Annotated in this window: 17 protein-coding genes; 6 read left to right on the forward strand and 11 right to left on the reverse strand. The window is 69.3% G+C overall.

The window, feature by feature from the left end; translation table 11 throughout:
* Window positions 1-89 precede the first annotated feature (89 nt).
* Window positions 90-791: a pentapeptide repeat-containing protein gene (locus tag GA0070617_RS04650; RefSeq protein ID WP_091445886.1), complete on the reverse strand. Its 702-nt coding sequence runs from the start codon at window positions 789-791 to the stop codon at window positions 90-92.
* Window positions 792-1,083: 292 nt separating this feature from the next.
* Here GA0070617_RS04650 and GA0070617_RS04655 point away from each other — a divergent pair, with 292 nt between their 5' ends.
* Window positions 1,084-1,641: a flavoprotein gene (locus tag GA0070617_RS04655; protein WP_091434270.1), complete on the forward strand. Its 558-nt coding sequence runs from the start codon at window positions 1,084-1,086 to the stop codon at window positions 1,639-1,641.
* Here the strand turns inward: GA0070617_RS04655 and GA0070617_RS31280 are convergent.
* The 9 genes from GA0070617_RS31280 to GA0070617_RS30365 all read right to left on the reverse strand — a co-directional run bounded on the left by GA0070617_RS31280 (window position 1,601) and on the right by GA0070617_RS30365 (window position 9,453).
* Window positions 1,601-1,753: a hypothetical protein gene (locus GA0070617_RS31280; protein ID WP_229688156.1), complete on the reverse strand. Its 153-nt coding sequence runs from the start codon at window positions 1,751-1,753 to the stop codon at window positions 1,601-1,603. The genes GA0070617_RS04655 and GA0070617_RS31280 overlap by 41 nt on opposite strands.
* Before the next feature lie 305 nt (window positions 1,754-2,058).
* Entirely contained in the window at window positions 2,059-3,393 is a 1,335-nt protein-coding gene (locus GA0070617_RS04660) for a helix-turn-helix domain-containing protein (protein WP_091434272.1), read from the reverse strand.
* A 117-nt stretch (window positions 3,394-3,510) separates the two neighbouring features.
* Window positions 3,511-4,971 (reverse strand): tyrosine-type recombinase/integrase, encoded by a 1,461-nt coding sequence (locus GA0070617_RS04665; protein ID WP_091434274.1) that lies wholly within the window; start codon window positions 4,969-4,971, stop codon window positions 3,511-3,513.
* Window positions 4,972-5,047: 76 nt separating this feature from the next.
* Window positions 5,048-5,353: a helix-turn-helix domain-containing protein gene (locus GA0070617_RS04670; RefSeq protein ID WP_091434276.1), complete on the reverse strand. Its 306-nt coding sequence runs from the start codon at window positions 5,351-5,353 to the stop codon at window positions 5,048-5,050.
* 101 nt (window positions 5,354-5,454) lie between these two features.
* A complete protein-coding gene (locus tag GA0070617_RS04675; RefSeq protein WP_244891674.1) occupies window positions 5,455-6,246 on the reverse strand; it encodes a hypothetical protein in 792 nt (263 codons plus the stop codon).
* On the reverse strand, window positions 6,152-6,700 hold the full coding sequence (locus GA0070617_RS04680; RefSeq protein ID WP_229688154.1) for a DNA cytosine methyltransferase: 549 nt from the start codon (window positions 6,698-6,700) through the stop codon (window positions 6,152-6,154). Before GA0070617_RS04680 ends, GA0070617_RS04675 begins: the two co-directional genes overlap by 95 nt.
* Window positions 6,697-7,641, reverse strand: a complete 945-nt coding sequence (locus tag GA0070617_RS04685) for a TRM11 family SAM-dependent methyltransferase (protein ID WP_229688153.1) — start codon at window positions 7,639-7,641, stop codon at window positions 6,697-6,699. Before GA0070617_RS04685 ends, GA0070617_RS04680 begins: the two co-directional genes overlap by 4 nt.
* Complete coding sequence (locus GA0070617_RS04690) at window positions 7,625-8,476, reverse strand: hypothetical protein (protein WP_091434284.1); 852 nt, start codon at window positions 8,474-8,476, stop codon at window positions 7,625-7,627. Before GA0070617_RS04690 ends, GA0070617_RS04685 begins: the two co-directional genes overlap by 17 nt.
* A gap of 374 nt (window positions 8,477-8,850) precedes the next feature.
* Complete coding sequence (locus GA0070617_RS30365) at window positions 8,851-9,453, reverse strand: hypothetical protein (RefSeq protein ID WP_175440436.1); 603 nt, start codon at window positions 9,451-9,453, stop codon at window positions 8,851-8,853.
* A gap of 135 nt (window positions 9,454-9,588) precedes the next feature.
* On the opposite strand from GA0070617_RS30365, the gene GA0070617_RS04695 reads away from it, so the two are divergent.
* Window positions 9,589-11,574, forward strand: a complete 1,986-nt coding sequence (locus GA0070617_RS04695) for a tetratricopeptide repeat protein (RefSeq protein WP_175440437.1) — start codon at window positions 9,589-9,591, stop codon at window positions 11,572-11,574.
* A 761-nt stretch (window positions 11,575-12,335) separates the two neighbouring features.
* Entirely contained in the window at window positions 12,336-13,217 is an 882-nt protein-coding gene (locus GA0070617_RS04700; protein WP_091434287.1) for a hypothetical protein, read from the forward strand.
* A gap of 148 nt (window positions 13,218-13,365) precedes the next feature.
* Here the strand turns inward: GA0070617_RS04700 and GA0070617_RS04705 are convergent, their stop codons facing one another.
* The gene (locus GA0070617_RS04705) at window positions 13,366-14,613 is read right to left on the reverse strand and encodes an NYN domain-containing protein (protein ID WP_091434289.1); all 1,248 of its coding nucleotides are present in this window, start codon (window positions 14,611-14,613) and stop codon (window positions 13,366-13,368) included.
* Between the two features lie 494 nt (window positions 14,614-15,107).
* Here GA0070617_RS04705 and GA0070617_RS04710 point away from each other — a divergent pair, with 494 nt between their 5' ends.
* From GA0070617_RS04710 to GA0070617_RS04720, 3 genes are read left to right on the forward strand one after another with little or no spacing between them, the layout of a single operon-like run.
* Window positions 15,108-15,488: a pilin gene (locus GA0070617_RS04710; protein WP_091434291.1), complete on the forward strand. Its 381-nt coding sequence runs from the start codon at window positions 15,108-15,110 to the stop codon at window positions 15,486-15,488.
* A complete protein-coding gene (locus GA0070617_RS04715; RefSeq protein WP_091434293.1) occupies window positions 15,485-16,408 on the forward strand; it encodes a TrbL/VirB6 family protein in 924 nt (307 codons plus the stop codon). The genes GA0070617_RS04710 and GA0070617_RS04715 overlap by 4 nt, the downstream gene beginning before the upstream one ends.
* Entirely contained in the window at window positions 16,405-17,355 is a 951-nt protein-coding gene (locus GA0070617_RS04720) for a PrgI family protein (RefSeq protein WP_091434295.1), read from the forward strand. Before GA0070617_RS04715 ends, GA0070617_RS04720 begins: the two co-directional genes overlap by 4 nt.
* The last annotated feature ends 15 nt before the right edge of the window (window positions 17,356-17,370 follow it).

The following is a 17,370-nucleotide window of genomic DNA, read 5'->3' on the forward strand; positions in this document are numbered from 1 at the left end:
CCTGGCCGGACCGGTCGAAGTCCCCTCTGGTGCCGGCCAGTCTCGGCCGGAAATTACCCTTCGTGGCGCTGGCGGGCGTCGACCTTCCCTCATGGAGTCTCATCCTCGACGCGGATGCCCGCCGCACCTGCCAGTCCGTAGGAGAGGCTGATCAAATCGGTGTGGTGCACCACCGCGCCCTTCCAGCTGGAGAGGTCACCGACACCGGCCAAGTTGCAGCCCCGAAAACGTGTGCCGTCCATCGACGCCTGATGGAAAACCGCGCCAGTCAGATCACAATTCTGGAACACGGCACCCCGCAGATCAGCATTCGTGAAATCAGCGTTGTTCAAGTTGCATCCCGTGAACAGCACCGCGTCGAACGTCGCCATCCGCCACGCTGACAGGTCCGCTCGACACTCCGCAACAGTGACGTCTCGCACCACACCATCAGCCCAGGTGAACCCCGTCATCCTGCACTCCGCCAACCGCACCCGCGTCATGCTGCCCCCGTCGGCACGAAGGTTGGCCAGGCTGGAATCCGTCATCAGGCAATCAGTGAAGGCCACCTGGTCCAAGCGACACCCAGACAGGTCCGCGCCACGGAATCGACACTGCACGAATGCCGACGAATCAGCTTCCTGGCCCGCCAGGTTCACACTGTAGAAGGCTCGACGCTCAAGCTCCGACTCGGACTCCAACTCAGCCGCTTCGAACAACTCAAGCTCAGTCGGTGGCAAAGGACTCCGAGGATCCCTCGCCTTACGCAGAGGAGAGGTCGCGCGTTTCATGGAAGCCCGTCGCGAAGACATGCTCCACATCCTAGAGTCTCGGCGACGGCTTGGTGAGATCGCCATCCTCGAATATCATGCCCTCGAACCGACCGTCACCACGACGACAAGGATCGCGTTCAACCTAGACATCGACGATTGATGACGATGGGAATGACCCACACGACGGTGGAGCTGGAAGGTGACGTGGGACGAGTCCTCCCTGACAGCGTTGCCGCCGGCGCAGTCGCTGCACCGCGCACGCATCGACGTGCGCGGCGCTTGTGGTCCGCGTAGCCGTCATCCACGTCGCCCAGGCCGCCGGGGTCCCACTGTGACCGGTGGCCACCTGCAGATCATCGTCTGCGGCGCCGGCCCTGCAGCCGACGTCACCACGCTGATCAACACCGCGCACGAGCAGTCCTGGACAGCGGTGGTCACCGCCACGCCCCATGCCGTGAGTCTCATCGACGTTGCCGACGTCGAACGCCTGACAGGTGCTCCGGTACGCACCGACTACCGGAAGTCCCCGGGCGTGCGCCGCTCGCTGCCCGCCGCCGACGCCCTGATCATCGCACCCGCGACGTACAACTCGATCAACAAGATCGCTCTCGGCCTGGCCGACAACTACGCCATGACCTCGATCGCCGAACTGATCGGAGGCCAGGTGCCAACCGTCATCGTGCCCTTCGTCAACACCGCCCTCGCCGCCCGGCTACCCTTCCGCCGCGCCGTGACCAGCCTCCGCGACGAAGGAGTACATATCCTGCTCGGCTCCGCCGAGGGCTGGGAACCACACCCACCCGGCAGCGGAAACGATCGGCAATCCGAGTTCCCCTGGGTGACGGCCTTCAAGACAGCCGCTGAGCAGGCTGTAAGGTACGGAGCCTGAAGTGCTGGAACGTCGGTCCCGCCGCGCCTTCATCGGGATCAGTGGTGCCGCCCGGGTTGGTTTTGGCGGTGAGGCGTTTGGCGAGGTTGTCGATCATGGCGATGGTGATCATGCTGGCGGAGTTGTCGGGTCGGGCTTCGTAGTCACGACTGCCCTCGCCCTCGCCCGCAACACCCCGCTACCCGAAGCCGTCACCGCCGCCGTGCACGTCGGATCCCACACCGTCCAGCACCAAGGCGCTACAAGCCGTACCCCCGCCAAGTCAACGGACACCACGTCGGGCTTCGCCGAGCCCTAGGGCACTTGGGGACGGTTGCCAGGTAGAGCAGGCTCGGGCTACCGCATGGGTTCCGGTCGACCGCGTGCTCGCCCCGCGAATGCGGATGCGGAGCGGACACCCTCGCGGTGTGGGGCGGGTCAGCGCACCCCAATGCGGCCGGCGAATTCGCGCACACCTGGGAGGCTGTGACTGTTGCGGGAGAGCAGGTCGGCGGTGAGCTGCTGCGCCCAGGGCCGGAACCGGACCTCCTGTGGGGTGTCGCGCTCGGCGGCCAGTAACGCCTGGAACGTGGCGTGCGGGCGACCGCGGCCGTGCAGCGCCAGGGCGGTGTCCTCCCAGTACCGGGCGCGGCGCTCCGGCGAGATGATCCGGGACGGGTCGACCAGCCGCGCGTAGTCGATAGCAGTGCCGTAGTCGCTGAGGACCCGCGCCACGCTGATCTTGTAGACGGCCAGTTCACGAATGTTGAACTGGCCGTCCTTGATGCCGCTGGCCCGACGGGTGGCGTCTTCGGCCTCGCCGAGCAGGGTCCAGGCGCTGTCACGGTCGTCGCGCATCGCGGCGGTGTACGAGGCTGCGGCCAGTAGTTGCCCGTACAGGGCGGTGTGGGCGGCGTCGGGCAGGCCGGTGTCGGCCTGCAACGCTTGAGCGGCATCGAGCATCAGCTTCTGCGCTCCGTCGCGGTGGTGGGTGCGGCGTATCACGGTCGCGGCCAGCCTGCGTGCGTCGGCCAGCGCCATCGGGTCGTCGCAGCCACGGGCAGCCTGCACTGCCCGCTCCGCGGTGGCCCAGGCCATGCCATTGTCGTGCAGCTTGATCAGCAGTTGGGTGGCCACGTTGTAGGCCTGCGCCAGGCGACTGGCCGCCAGCGGTACCTGGTCGACAGCGGCGGTTTCACGGACGGCGATGGCCTGGGCGAGTAGCCGGGGCAGCCGGCGGGCGAGTTGGGCGTAGCGGGTGGCCCGGAAGTCGGCGCGGGCGGCGGCCAGCTGCGCGGCCAGCTGATTGCCCGAAATGGGTGGAACGCTGACCCGACCGAACAGCACGTCCTCGACGGTGTCGGCCATGCCGTGCGCGGCGGTGGCCCGGTCGAGAGGCAGCACCATCGCCCCGGTCACCGCAGCGGCGGTCGTCGCGATCAGGTCGCGTCGGCGCATCGGGTCACCATCCTCATCGGCACCTGCGGTCAGGCTAACCGTGCTGGTGTCGAAGGTCGATCGTGACAGCCCGAACAGATGCGTCGGGATGGCGAACACCTCGGCGAGGCGGCGAAGCTCACGCACGTCCCAGTGGCGGTTGCGCTTGGTCTCCATCCGGCTCAGCGTCGAGGCGGAGAACCCGGCCAACGCGGCGGCCTCCTCCAGATTCAGCCCGGCCGCTACTCGCGCGGTGCGCAGCACGGTGCCATAGTCGCCGCTGCTGACAGCCTGCGCGACGGCCGGCAACCTGATCCACGCGGTCCATATGCTCAACCAGCACTTCCATCCACGAAGGTGAACCGCCCCGGATCTTGTGGAGATTTCCCAGGCGTCGTCGGTGGGGGAGTGGCGACCTCGCCCCGGCTGCCGGCCGGGGCGAGGTCGTGTTGGTCAGGCGGTGGGTCGGCGGCGGTTTCTGATCATTGCGGCGACGGCGTCGGCGGCTTCGTGGCGCATGGCTTTGCTGACGCTCTGGTAGGTGTCGCGGGTGAGGGTGGTGGTGGAGTGGCCGAGTTGTTCGGAGAGGACCTTGATGTCGACGCCGGCGTGGAGGGCGAAGGTGGCGGCGCTGTGGCGGAGGTCGTGGAGGCGGATGGGTGGTAGTCCGGTTTTGTGGATGAGGCGGCGGAACCGTTGGGTGACTCCGGTGGGGTGCCAGGGTCGTCCGTCGGGTCGTACGAAGAACAGTCCGGTGTCGGGCCAGGTGGGTCCGGCGGCGAGGCGCCATTGGGCGCGGCGGGCCTTGTAGGTGGCGAGGACTTTGACGGTGTCGTCGTCGAGGGCGATGTCGCGGGTGCCGGCTCTGCTTTTCGGGGGTTTCTGGACGAGGGTGTAGCCGTGGGTGGCGATCTGGTTGTTGATGGTGGTTTCACGGCGGTCGAGGCGTACCTCGCTGTCGCGTAGGCCGCAGGCCTCGCCGCGGCGGGGGCCGCGGTAGGCCATGTAGTGCCACAGGGGGTGCAGGTCGGGGTCGAGGGTGGCGGCGTGGTCGAGGAAGTCGGCGACCTGGGTGTCGGTCCACACCATGATGGGTCCGGGGACCTCGCCGGTGGTGCGCCAGTGGCGGACGCGTTCGTCTTCCCAGACGATGGGTAGGGGTCGGGTGCCGGGGACCTTGACCAGGGCGGCGGGGTTGGAGCCGACGATGAGTTCGTCGGCGAGGGCGTCGTTGATGGCCTTGCGTAGGCAGGCGCGGATGCGTTGGCGGGTGCTGGGGCCGGTGGTGCGGATGCCGCGTACGGCCCAGCGGGCGGTGGGGTCGGGGCTGGTGCGGGCGGTGACGATCTCGGCGTTGCGGCGTTCGATGGCGGTGAACATCTGCCGGATGTGGCTGGCGCGGAGTTTGTCGAGGGGGACTTCGCCCAGGTGGGGGATGAGGTGGACGCGGGTGATGGATTCGTAGCCGCGTCGGGTGTTGGTGTCGACCTTGAGGTGGGTGAGCCAGTCGGTGAGGTACTCGGCGACGGTGGCGGCCTCGGCGAGGGGGCCGTCGCCGCGGAGTCGTTGGCGGAGCCGGTCGATCTCGGGTAGGGGCCGCCGGGCGCGTACGGCGTCCTGGAGGACGTCGGCGAGTTCGGTGCGGCGGCGTCGGTCGCCGCGGGTGAGGGCGAGCAGGGCGCGGGCGTGGTCGAGTTCGTCGGCGGCGGCCCGGCGGGTGGGCAGGCCGGCGCGGCGCAGGATACGGCGGTGGCCTTCGGCGGTGCGGGGGAGTTCGATCTGGTAGGCCCAGCCGCCGTGGTCGGAACTCCAGGCGCCGTTGGCGCGGCGGAGTTTCGGGCAGTCGTTGCCGTAGGGCTTGTGGGTCATCGGGTGGCGGCAGCCGCAGCGTTTGAAGATGCTTCCGTCGGGCATCGCGGGTGGTGCTCCTTCGTCGGGGTGGGGTGCGTCGGTTTCACCGATCACATCCACGCGTGGCGCGTGGATGTGATCAAGTCGCCGGCGGGTGACCGTCCGGGGCGGTGGTCGGGGGCGCGGGTTCGAGTAGGTGCAGGGCGGCCAGCAGTGGCGCGGTGGGGATGCGGTACTGGGCGCCGACGCGCAGGTGCGGCACGGGGAACGCGTCGCGGCGGATCAGTTTGTACGCGGCGCTGAGGGAGATGCCGAGCATGGCCGCCGCGGTGGCGAGGTCGGTGCTGGTCCCCAGGTCGCGGATCTGCTCGGCGGTCCACGCCCGCGTGGCGTCGGGTTCGGTGGTCGCGGGTGTGGTGCGGCGGGTACGTCCGGTGGATCGCATGGGTCGGTCTCCTCGACAGGGGTGTGAGCGTCAGTGGCTTCGGGTGGCGGCCGGCGCCCGGTGTGGACGCCGGCCGCCACCGGTGGGTTCGGACGGGGAACTCAGTCGTGGCCGGGTGGGGGTGCGCCGGCCTGGCGGTGTGGGCAGAGCAGCAGCCGTAGGGCGGCCACCGCCTGGTGGGGCACGACGCCGTTGCCGAGGATCCGCAGTGCGGCGGTGCGCGGAATCCCGAGCGTCGGGTCGATGACGTGTCCCTGGTCGAGGCCCATGAGCCACTCCACGAACGGTGGTGCCAGGACCGGTCGGCCGTGCCGGCCCGGCTGGGTTGGCTCCGGGGCGGGCCGGTCCAGCAGCCTCTCCCAGCGGGCGACGGCGGTGGCGTAGACACCCCATCGGCCGGTGTCGGGCTGGCCCGACGCGACCACGCGCGGGTCCGCCCCGCTGTCGCCGTGGCGGCCGGGCCCGTGCGCGTCGGACGCGCATGGGGTGGATGCCCGTACCGCCGCGGACGGCAGGGTGAGGTCACCGCGTGAGCCGCGTTGCCCGGGGCTTCCCTTCGTGCCGTCGGTGGCCTTCGGGGTGGGGAGCAGCACCTGTGACAGCGGCGGCCGGAACCCGGCCCCGGCCCGCCGCCCCGCGGTGCCGGTGTCACTGGCCCTCGGGGTGGGCAGCAACCGGGCCTGCTCCTGCGGGAACCGTCCCCGGGTGGTGGATGCCGCGGCGGGCGCCGGGGTGCGGGTTGGTCCGGTGGGCTCGATCAGGTCGGGTAGGCCGTACCGGTGGCCGGGGCCCTTGCCGTCACGGGCACACGGTGTCGGCAGCGTCCGTACCTCCTTGCCCCGGCCGGGTGGGTGTGGCCAGCAGGAACAGGCGGTCTCGCCGGTGGGCGGCACCGACGTCGGACGCGCGTAGGCATAGCCAGCCCGTGTCGTACCCGATCGTGGCCAGGTCGGCGTGGACGACGTCGAACCCCCGCCGCAGGAGCGCGGCGACGTTCTCCACGAACACGACCGGGGGTCGAAGAACCCGAACGGCGTCGGCGACACTTGTCCACAGGCCGCTGTGGACACCGTGGATACCGGCGCGTCGACCGGCGTCGGAGATGTCCTGGCAGGGAAACCCGGCCGTGAGGACATCGACGGGCTCGACCCGGGTCCAGTCGATGGTGCGGATGTCACCGAGGTTCGCCACGTCGGGCCAGTGGCGGGCCAGGACGGCGGCGGCGTGCCGGTCGGTCTCGGCGTACCAGGCGAGCCGGCCGCCGAGCACCAGCTCGACGGCCATGTCGAGGCCGCCGTAGCCGGTACACAGTGACCCGACTCGGGGCGCGGCGGGCGGTCCAGTCACCTCACCTCCCGACCCGGATCCGACCCCTTGGGTTCGCCGGAACCCGCGGAGTTCGGGGGCTTGCCGAGGACCAGGACGTCCTCGTGGACGATCAGGTGCATCGGCACGCCGTTGGCCCTGGCCCGGCGGACCTGCTGCAGCTGGAAGAACGACGGCCGGGCGACGAGCCGTCCGTCGCGCACCGCCGCGAGGGAGGCCACACACCGCTCCAGGGGTACGAGGCCGGCGGCGGTGCCGGCGGCCAGGACCGCCGAGGGCAGATCGACCAGGTCACCGCGTTTGCGCCACGGCCGGGCGGTCACCACCACGACCCCACCCGGACGCAGCAGGGTGTGGCAGCCGCGCAGGATGTCGGTGAACCCGTCGACCAGGCCGTCCAGGGACGACCGGTAGGCGAGGTTGCCCCTGTCGTCGCCGTACCGGTTGTCGGACTTGGTCACCCCGTCGGCGCCGGGCCGGACGAGCCCGTGCACGGTCGGTCCGTACGGCGGTGAGGTCACCACCAGGGCCACCCGCTCGGCCAGAACCGCCGGTACCAGCGCGGCCAGACGGGTCGCGTCGCCCCGGATCACCGAGCCACGTCCGGTGGCACCCTGCCGGTGGGCGTGGGCGATGTTCAGGTCGGCGATGTCGGACCAGCGGGACTCGTACTCCACCCCGAGACCGTCCCGACCGGCGTGAATGGCCTCCACGACGGTGGTGCCGATCCCGCACATCGGGTCGAACACCAGATCCCCGGGACGGGTGTAGGCGTGTACCGCGTGGGCGGCGATCGCCGGGAGCATCCGGGCGGGGTGCCTCACCGACTGCGGCACGTACCGGCCACGCCGCTGCACCGGTCCGGTGGACTGGGCGGTCGCCCACACCGATAGACCCTGCGGCCACCCCGCCGCCAACGGGCCGGTGGGCTGGTTTGTTGGAGCATCAGCCACGCCGCTCACCACCCCTGCGGGTGAACACGAGCAGGTCGGCATGGACCCTGAGGTGGAGCAGGAACTCGTCCGCGCCGGTGGCCCTGGCCAGCGACAACAGCTCCTCGTCGGTGGCGTGGTAGGTGAACCGGTCCCCGTCGGTGTCCGCGGCGACCGCGACGATGTGCTGCAGGTAGCCGAGCCCCGAGCCGGCGGCGGCGTCGACCACCGGCGTGAAGTCCTCCGGGGTCGCGACCGCACCGGCCGGAACCCCGACCACCAGCACCAGGCACCCACCCGGACGCAGCAACCGGGTGCACGCGGCCAGCAGCCGCCCCAGCCGGGCCCGGTTGGCCGCCCCGTCGGCGGCGTCGAGGGGCCAGGTCGCCACCACCAGACTGGTACGACCCTGCGGATCACCGCCGTCGCCCGGGCACACCGACGGGGCGTCGTCGGGAAGCGGACCGGGATCGGTCAGGTCGTCGCCGAACCAGTCCCGCACATCATGCGGACCATCGTCACCGCCGTCGTCGTGTCCGGCGGGCCGCTCGGGCGTGCGCCGGCCAACAACCAGCGCCGAGGCCGTGGTGAACCACGCCGGATGATGACCACGCCCACCACGCAGGCAGGCCGAGTCCAGGACATGCGCGTCGGTCAGGTCGACGACCGTGTCACCCGGCCGGCTGTACGCGGCCACCAGCCGGTACGCCAACCGAGCGGACACGGTTGCGTGCTGGTCGCCGCCACTGCGAGCGGTACGCCAGACGGTGATCGGCACCGGCGGATCGCCGGGAACCAGATCCATCGAAGGAACAGGGGAAGTGCCGCCCCGAGGGGCAGGCCGCGACGAGGAGTGCTCGCTCATGTGATGTCGGCTCCGCGCCGCGCCGTGATGCGCTGACATCCACCAACCGACGCTTGTCAGACCAGGCGAACATCCGACGATCTGACAACGACGTCAAGAATCTGACAGTGCTGGTCAGCGGCCTACTGCAATCTTGACTGACGTGGGGTTAATTCGATGTTGCTTAGAGGGGGCGCCGCTCCGATGTCGGTAGAGGTTCTGCAGTCCACGCTCACACGATGACCGACTAACTCCACCGGTCAAGCAACCATCCAACGAGGGCGCGGGTCGCTCCTGCGACTGCTCCACCGAGCGCAGTAAGCATGAGACGAGTCTGTAGAGCAGCGTGCCCCCGGCGGTTCGTCTTGTCTCGCATGAATTCCTCCCAGCCCTTGTCATCCGATGCTCTGCCGATCCTTGATGGAGCACCACACCCGCTGGACGGATGGCGACGGGTGCAGGCGAGGCGGAGGGTGTACATGCGTGTGGCCGATCAGTGACGATGGACCACGATGGATAGCGACAGGCGCGTTGCGGGGCAGCGTCGACCGCGAGGTATCAGGCGGACGCCGCTGGAGCCGGGGCCACTCAAAGACCTGAAGGATGCGATCTATCACCTGTACGTCGAGGCCGGCCGGCCCACGCTCGACCGCATCACCGCAGATGTCGCGGCTATGGCCGACGAGCTGGATCTGCCTGGCGTCCCCAGCCGAGACACCATCAACCGAATCATCGGAGATGCTCGCCTTCCACCACTGCGCGGAGACGCTGTTGCGACTGCGGTGGTCCTCGCCCAAGCGGCTGGCCGGCGCGACACCGCCGCAATAGCTGCCGATATAGGTGCGTTCTGGACGCGAGCGGGAGCCGCCGGGACTTCCACGGACAGCCGGTTCGGGCAGCCGGTCCGGCACTGCGATCCCTTGGCCCTCGAGGTCCACCCTGCGATCCAGGTAGGTCGTCCACTGCCTCCACTGCCCCCGTACGTCGAACGCCGACACGACCGTGAGCTTGCGAAGGTCGTCAGTGAAGCGTGTTCGGGCAGGTCCCGGATCGCAATGCTTGTAGGGGCTTCGTCCACCGGGAAGACACGAGCCTGTTGGGAGGCGATCCAGCATCTACCTGCGCAGTGGCGGGTGTGGCACCCGTTCGACCCGACCCGACCCGATGCCGCGGATCAGCACCTAGAGCAGGTCCCCGCGCACACCGTGGTCTGGTTCAATGAGGCACAGCATTACCTGCTCACCGCTGATCCGAGGCTAGGCGAGCGCCTGGCAGCGCGGCTGAGGACGCTGCTGCATGATCAGGCCCGGGGACCGGTACTGGTCCTAGGGACAATCTGGCCCCACTACTGGGACGCATTGACAGGTCCACCGCCTGCAAACGACCTCGACCTGCGCGCTCAGGCCCGAGACCTCCTGATCGGCGCCGACATAGCGGTCCCGGACGCCTGGTCCACGATCGAGGTGCGACAGCTTGCTGCGGCCTCCGACGCGCGCCTACGGGAAGCCGTTGAAAACGCCGAAGCCGGACGTATCACGCAATACCTGGCCGGCGTTCCCGAACTCATGCAGCGATACCGCAACGCTCCACCGTTGGCACGAGCGGTGCTCACCGCCGCCATCGACGCACGCCGACTCGGCCATCCACTGTCGCTGCCGCACGAGTTACTCACACGGGCGGCACCCAGCTACCTGGCTGACGTCGAGTGGGGCCAAGTGTCCGAGGACTGGTGGCAAGACGCCCTCTCCTATACCGCTAAACCATGTCACGGCATCGCCGGCCCCCTGATCCCCATCCGCCCTCGCCCAACCGAGGACGCCACTCTCCCTGCCAGTTATCGGCTTGCCGACTTCCTTCAGCAGCGCGGCGCAGCAGAGCGCGCTGCGATCTTCCCACCCGCTGGTTTCTGGGACGCTGTGGCAGCCGCCGTCAGCGATCCGGTCACCTTGCGGACCATCGGCGACCACGCGGAGCACCGCGGAAGGTACCGACGTGCCGCAGCGCTCTACCGGCTCGCGGTGGCGGGCGGAGACGATCAGGCTCGTTGGACCCTGGCCGCTATACGCGAACGCGCCGGGGATCAAAGCGGCGCGACCGCATTGCGGCAAGGTGGCACCTCAGCATTCGTCGATGAAGGCGCTGAGCTGTCTGCGCGCGCGGAGCTGCGTGAGCGTGCCGGTGATCTGCCCGGCGCGATCGACCTGTACCAACGAGCGGCCAACCGGGGCGACGCACAGTCCTGGGACAGGGTCGTCTCGCTGCTGGAGCAGACAACCGACCCGGACGGCGCCTTGGAAGCGGCTCTGCGCGCTGCGGACCAAGGCCATGCCTCCGCGCTCAGGGTGCTCGCGATCACCCGCGACCGGATGGGCAATCCGCACGGATCGGAGCAGGTAGCCCAGCTTGCGGCCGACCGGGGCGACGCAACGATATTCGGCTCGCTCGCTGCGACCCGCGAGCGCCTCGGCGACCTTCAAGGGGCCAGGGAGCTGTACCAGCGAGGCGCCGATCACGGTGATACCCACGCACTCTGCTCCCTGGCCGAACTCCTCAAGCGCAACGGCCTTCGCGACATGGCAGAGCAGCTCTATCAACAGGTAATAGACAGCGGAACGCCCTCCGCCCTAGTGACCCTTGCCGCCCTACGCGAACAGATGGGCGACAAAACGGCCGCTCGCCAGCTTTACCAACGGGCAGCTGACGGAGGCAGTACCGCCGCACTGCTCTCATTGGCTGCCGCTCACGAGCGTGACGGTGACCTCGACGAGGCCGAGAAGCGGTACCAGCAGGCCATCCAGCAGGGTGATGTGACCGGTTGGTGGTCACTCGCCGGGTTGCGTCACCAATCCGGTGATCTTGTCGGTGCCGACCAGATGTACCGCAGGGCGGCCGACCACGGGATCAGCGCGGCCTTGATCTCGCTGGCAGAGCTGGCTGAGGAACGGGGCGATCGGGTCGAGGCTGCAGAGTGGGCCCTGCTGGCGACGGACCATGGCGACAGCGACGGCCTCGACATGCTGATCCAGCTGCGTCGGCGGATGGGGGACCGAGCCGGCGCGAACAAGATGGAACGCTTCGGCCTGGACGATGACGGCAGCCCCGCCGCCAGCCTGGAGTGAAGGACATCTGCCCCGCGCAAAGTGTATCGATCAACGTTCCGATCGCCTCCCACTCCTGGTGCCGCAGGTCGTCCCGAACATCCGCCTCAGTTGCAGGCGGACATCCTGTCGTGACAGCGAGACCCGTGTCCCTGCCAACGGATGTCCGTTGTCCCTGCCCCATCCGACGACCGATGCCGCAGTCGGGGGTCCGGTGCCCTGTCCGCCGCTTTCCAGGTCTGCGTAGCGGTTGTACGTCGGGTGGCTGAAAACCGTGTCCGCGACATCACCTGAAGTGACCCAAGGTGCGACATCACCATGACATCCGACTTCCGACAAGGTCAGGCGACGAAACTGGAGCATTGAGATGCTGACACCGACGGACTGCGGACAGCGGAAGACGGTACTTTACTCCGCGAAGTCTCGACCCCACCCCGTCCCACCCGGCGTCAGAGCATGGACACCACCGGTCTGACAGACGGCTGAGCAGATCTCTCAGTGCTGTCTGAATCTGACAGCAGCCGCCGGGGACGCGTACGCCGTCCAAGATCCCTATGGTCGATGTCACCCGGCTGGCAGAGGGCTTCTGTCACCGGCTGACAGTGCAGCTCGACGACCGTCTGACAGCGGGACGCGGGCACCGCGCGAGCCCTACGACTTCGCGGGGGACGGACGCGGCCCCTCCGTTTGTCAGAGCCGTGTCAGACCGAGGTGTCCTACTGCTGGCGTACCTCGCGGTCGCCCGGCGATCCGCGTCCCCTCACGTCACCCGGAGTCCTGACATGTCGATGTCCGACATCCCGACCTCGCCCACCTCGCACCTACTCGCCGCGGACGTGGCGTTCGTCGCCCTGACCACCGGGCCGGCACCGCTCTGCCTCGACTGCGACACCCTGCCCGACGACACCAACGCCGCCCCTGACCGGCCGTCCGGCCTCGTGGCACTGCCGGTGCTGCGCCACTGGCTGCTGACCCACCCGCGCGCCTATACGATCCGCGATGCCGTGTGGCGGGACGTCGTCCTCCGCGCCCGACTCCACGGCAAGGAATGGACCATCGCTGCGGTCGGCATGGCCATGCCCGCCCTGGTACGCCTCGCCAGACACCTGTGCACCGGCTACCGGGGCGACCCCGCCGACATCGACAACGAGATCCTCACCGGATTCCTCGAAGCCCTCCGCGATCACGCCGACCTTACCCGCCCCGCCGTGTATGCCTCCCTCACCAGAGCCGCCTGGCGGGCCGGACGGCAACTACGACTGGCCGACGACCAGACCGTACCGGTCGAGGACCTTGACCACGCCACCGTCGGACCGCGCACCCCGAGAACGCCCTACGGACACCCCGACCTGCTCGTCCGCCGCGCGGGCACGCTCGGGATCATCGCTCACACCGACGTCGAACCATGGATCGACGTACGCCTGGGCCGCCGCGCCCCGGAACCCATCGCTGCCCGCCTCGGCATCACCGTCGACGCACTCCGGATGCGACTCACCCGCGCCGACGCCCTCCTCGCCGAGGCCATCACCCATGGCCACCTCACCTGGGCCGCCACCCCGGACAGGCGCAACACCACCACGGCCAAGCGTCGTGCAGGCATTCGCGCCGCCAAGGCCACCGTCAGCGCCTCTGTCCCGCAACGCCCTCTCGCGGCAGCCGCCTGATCCGAGGGGCGCGGCCGGCCGTCGGATCCGTGCGGCCGTGTAGGGCGACGCTTGTCGCCGGCTCCACTGATTGCTCCGTCTCGATGTTTCTGCCAGGTCAACGCACAGGATCCTCCTTGGATCCTGAGTGGCATCGGACGGAGCACACTCAGTGCTCACCCTGGATCCAGGCCCGCACGGCGGCCCGCTCCATTTCCGACAGCTCCATTCGGACGTTGACCGTCAGCCGCAGCACGTTACCGGCGAACTCCGAGGCGAGGCTCGCCGCATCGTGTCGCGCATCCCTCCAATCGACCCCGCTGTACTTCAGGCCGATGAGCACGAAGTGGATCGCGCTCCTTGTGGCCGCTTGTCCTCGCCGACCGCATGCTTCACGGATCACCTCCTCCGCCTGCGCCTGAGGCAAGGCGGGGTCGGCCCGTCCCTCATCGGCGATCGACTGGAACAGCGCCTGATAGGCGTCGGTGCCGATCAGCGGTGCTCCGACGACCCGGTTCACTCGTTCGGCGATCTCCGGCACACCCGCTGGCTGGACCAGTTCGTGCCTGGCTGGGTCGAACAACCAGCCGGGATGGCGGGGTTCCAGAACCAGAGTGTCACTCTGAATCGCCGCGACGAACTGCTTGAAACCGCCCGCTCCAGCCCAGTTTATCGTCGCCTCCCGTCCAACGACCTTCCGGACGTGATGTGCTGCGGAGGCGAGGTCGACCGGTGTCGACGCCTGTGCTACAAGTTGTCGCACGGCCGTCTCGAGGCGGATCCGCACGCTGTCGCTGTCGACCACCACAGCCGGGGTCGTGCGCGGCTGCGGAACTGGGGTGCGAACGTGGTCCCTACCGGTCTGCGATGGGCTCAGGCCCAAGGCTTCCTCGATGAACATGATGTCCGGAATCGCGAAGTCGCACACCGACTGCAGCGCGGCGGCGGTCGGGCCGCTCACCAACATCGCTGACGTCCTGTCGTGCTCTCGCAGCCGCATGAACACCGGGGTGAAGTCTGCGTCGGTCGACAGGACGACGAAGTCGTCGAACCGGGTGGGATGGGTGAGGGTGTCGAGGATGTCGAGCACCATGTGGATGTCGGCGCTGTTCTTGCCCATGCTCGTCAGCGACGGGCAGTCCACGACCCGAAACCCGGCCCGCGTGAAGTATGAGCGGAACTTGCCGGAGTGGCTAGGCTCGAGGTAGCAGATCCGGCGTAGTAGCACCCGCGGGACTTCGTCGTCATCCACTCGGAACGGGCCGAGGTCCTGCTCCATCCACCGCACCCAGCGTCCAGGGTCAGTGGCGAACGCTGCGGCCGCTTCGGGGCTCGAGTTGCGCAAACCAATGTATACGTTTTCAAAGTCGACAAATAGCGCGGCACGACGATACGAATCAGAATCGCCTTTGGCCATGGCAGTTACCTCCGGGGATGGTGGACTGGTCGACCATAGATGGCTGGCAGGGTGCGTGCTGTCAATCTTTCGACCCGCGAATCCGTGTCGTCCGACGCGCTGCGTGTACAGGCGTGTTTAAGCGCGCTGCACCATCCCGCTGCCGTCGGCGACGCCGCACAACGGTTGTCAGAGCGCTGTCAGATCGTCGGGTGTTCGCCTGGTCTGACAGGCGCCGTTTGGAGGGTGCGGGACCAGCGGGGACAGCCCGGTCGGGTTGGCCCGGTGGTTCCGTCCGCCGTCGAGCGTGGGGTGACGTGGTCGTGTCGCCCCCGGGTGCCGCGCCTTCGTATGCGCTGACACCTCATCGATGACCGCAACCACCCAGTAAGGGAGGACGAGCTCCTCCCGGGGTCGGCTCGGCATGTTCACCTCGCGCCCGGCGGCGGCTCTTCCGGTCCGTCTCTGGTTCGCTCCGTCCGCCGTCTGGTGGGCGGGGCGGGAGGTGAACGCTGATGCTCTCCGTCCCTATCTTCGTTTCTGTCCGGCCGCTCGTGATCCGCCGCGTCGTCCGCGTCGGCACGGGTGCGGTCGTCGTCGTGTCGGTGTTGTCCGTTCCGGGTGTGGCTCAGGCCGACCCGGTTGGTGTCGTGGTCCTAGCGGCGAACAGTCTGCCGGTGGTCATCGCGAATCTCCGTAACCTGCTGATGGGGTTGTTGGCGGGGATCGCGACCCTGTTCCTGGTGCTCGCGGGGGTCTACTGGGCGACCGCCGGTGGTGATCCGAGTCAGGTCGAGAGGGCCAAGAGCGCGTTGCGTAACGCGCTGGTCGGCTACGGCCTGGCGGTGCTGGCCCCGGTCCTGCTGCAGCTGATCCAGGGGGTCGTCGGCGGATGAACGGCGTGTTCGCGGTGCTGTTCCTCGACGACGTGCTCGATTGGCTGGTCGAGACGGTTCTGGGTTGTCTCGACGCGGTCTTCGCTCTGATCACCGACGTGCTGCTGACCTCGCCGCAGGTCACCGCCCTGCCGCAGGTGCGGGCGTTGACCGGCCGGTCGATCTGGATCGTCGACTCCGTGTTCGTGCTGGTGTTCGTCGCCGCCGGGGTGATGGTGATGGTCTCCGGCGGCGACGAACGGTCCCGGTACACGGTCAAGGAACTCGTGCCGCGCATGGTCGTCGGCTTCGTCGCCGCGCACTTTTCCCAATTGCTCTGCCGGGAGTTGATCGATGTGGCGAACGCGGTCACGGGCGCGATCGGCGGCGGCTACGACGAGGACAACGCCCTGGCCGCGGTACGCCGGCACGTCGAGACCGGCCGTGCTCCGATCGCGCCGCTGCTGTTCCTCGTTCTCGTACTGGTCATCACGGTGCTGGTGGTGGTGACGGCGTTCCAGGTCGTCGGCCGGTTCGTCGCCCTGCTGGTCATGACCGCGCTCGCCCCGCTGCCGTTGGCCTGCCACGCCGTGCCCGCCCTGGAGGGCGTTGCCCGGATGTGGTGGCGGGCCTATCTCGGGTGCCTGGCCGTGCCGGTCGGGCAGGCGTTCACGCTGACGACCGGGCAGTGGCTGCTGCTGGACCCGACGAATCTGCTGCCCGCCCTGGGCCTGTCCACCGATCCGGGTGGCCTGCTGAACCTGTTCGTCGTGATCGTGGTGCTGTGGACGACCGCGCGGATCCCGGGGCTGGTCGGACGGTGGGCCGGACAGCGCGCCGGCGGCCCCACCGTGCTCGGCGCGGTCGTGCGGGTGGCCGTGGTCGACCAGCTGGCCCGCGCCGTTCCCGGAATCCGTACCGCGAGGAGGGTTCTCCGATGACGCACAACGACGCCGATGACGTGGTGGACCGGGCCCGGATACCGGCCGATGTCGACGCCCCCGACCGGGTCGCCTACGGGCTGACGTGGCGGCAGTTGGCGATCCTGGCCGTGGCCGGGTCGCTGCTCTACGCCGGCTGGCACGGTCTGCGTGGCGTGGTGCCGCCGCAGGTCGTCGCGTTCGGGGCGGTGGTGGTCGGCGGCCTGGTGTTCGGGCTCGTGGTGGGACGCCGGGACGGGCTGCCGTTGGACGGTTGGCTGCTGCACGCGGTCCGCCACGTCCGCGCCCCGAAGGCCCTGTCCGCGTCGGCGGCCACCACCGGCCCGGCCCCGGATTGGGTCGCGCCACCGGCCGGCCGGATGCCGCTGCCGGCGCCGCTGAGGCTGCCCGCCGACGCGATCGCCGACGACGGTGAGATCAGCCTCGGTGGCGGCCGGGCGGCGGTCGTAGCGGCCACCACCGTCAACCTGACCCTCCGGACTGCCGCCGAGCAGACCGCCCTGGTCGAGGCGTACGGCCGGTGGTTGAACTCCCTGTCCACGCCGACGCAGGTGGTGGTCTCCGCCCAGCCGGTCGACCTGGCCGGCCACGCCCGCCGGGTCGCGGAGGCCTGCCGTACCCAGCCCCATCCGGCGTTGGAGGCGGCCTGCGCCGACCACGCCGCGTTCCTCGCCGATCTGGCCGAGCGGCGGGATCCGCTGCGCCGGCAGGTCCTCGTGGTCACCCGCACCGGCCCCGACGACCACGGCGCGCACACCGCCCGGCGGCGCGCCGACGACACCGCCCGCGTCCTGTCCGGTCTCGGGGTCACCGCCCGCGCCCTGGACGGCACGGCCGTCACCGCGGCGCTCGCCGCCGCGGCCGACCCCTACCGGACGGCCCGTCCCGGTGGCCTGGTCGCCCCGGACACCGTCATCACCGCCACCCCCACCCGAGCGCCGAGCTGAGGAGACCCACCGTGT

The sequence above is a fragment of the Micromonospora yangpuensis genome (assembly GCF_900091615.1).
In the GTDB taxonomy this organism is placed as follows: domain Bacteria; phylum Actinomycetota; class Actinomycetes; order Mycobacteriales; family Micromonosporaceae; genus Micromonospora; species Micromonospora yangpuensis.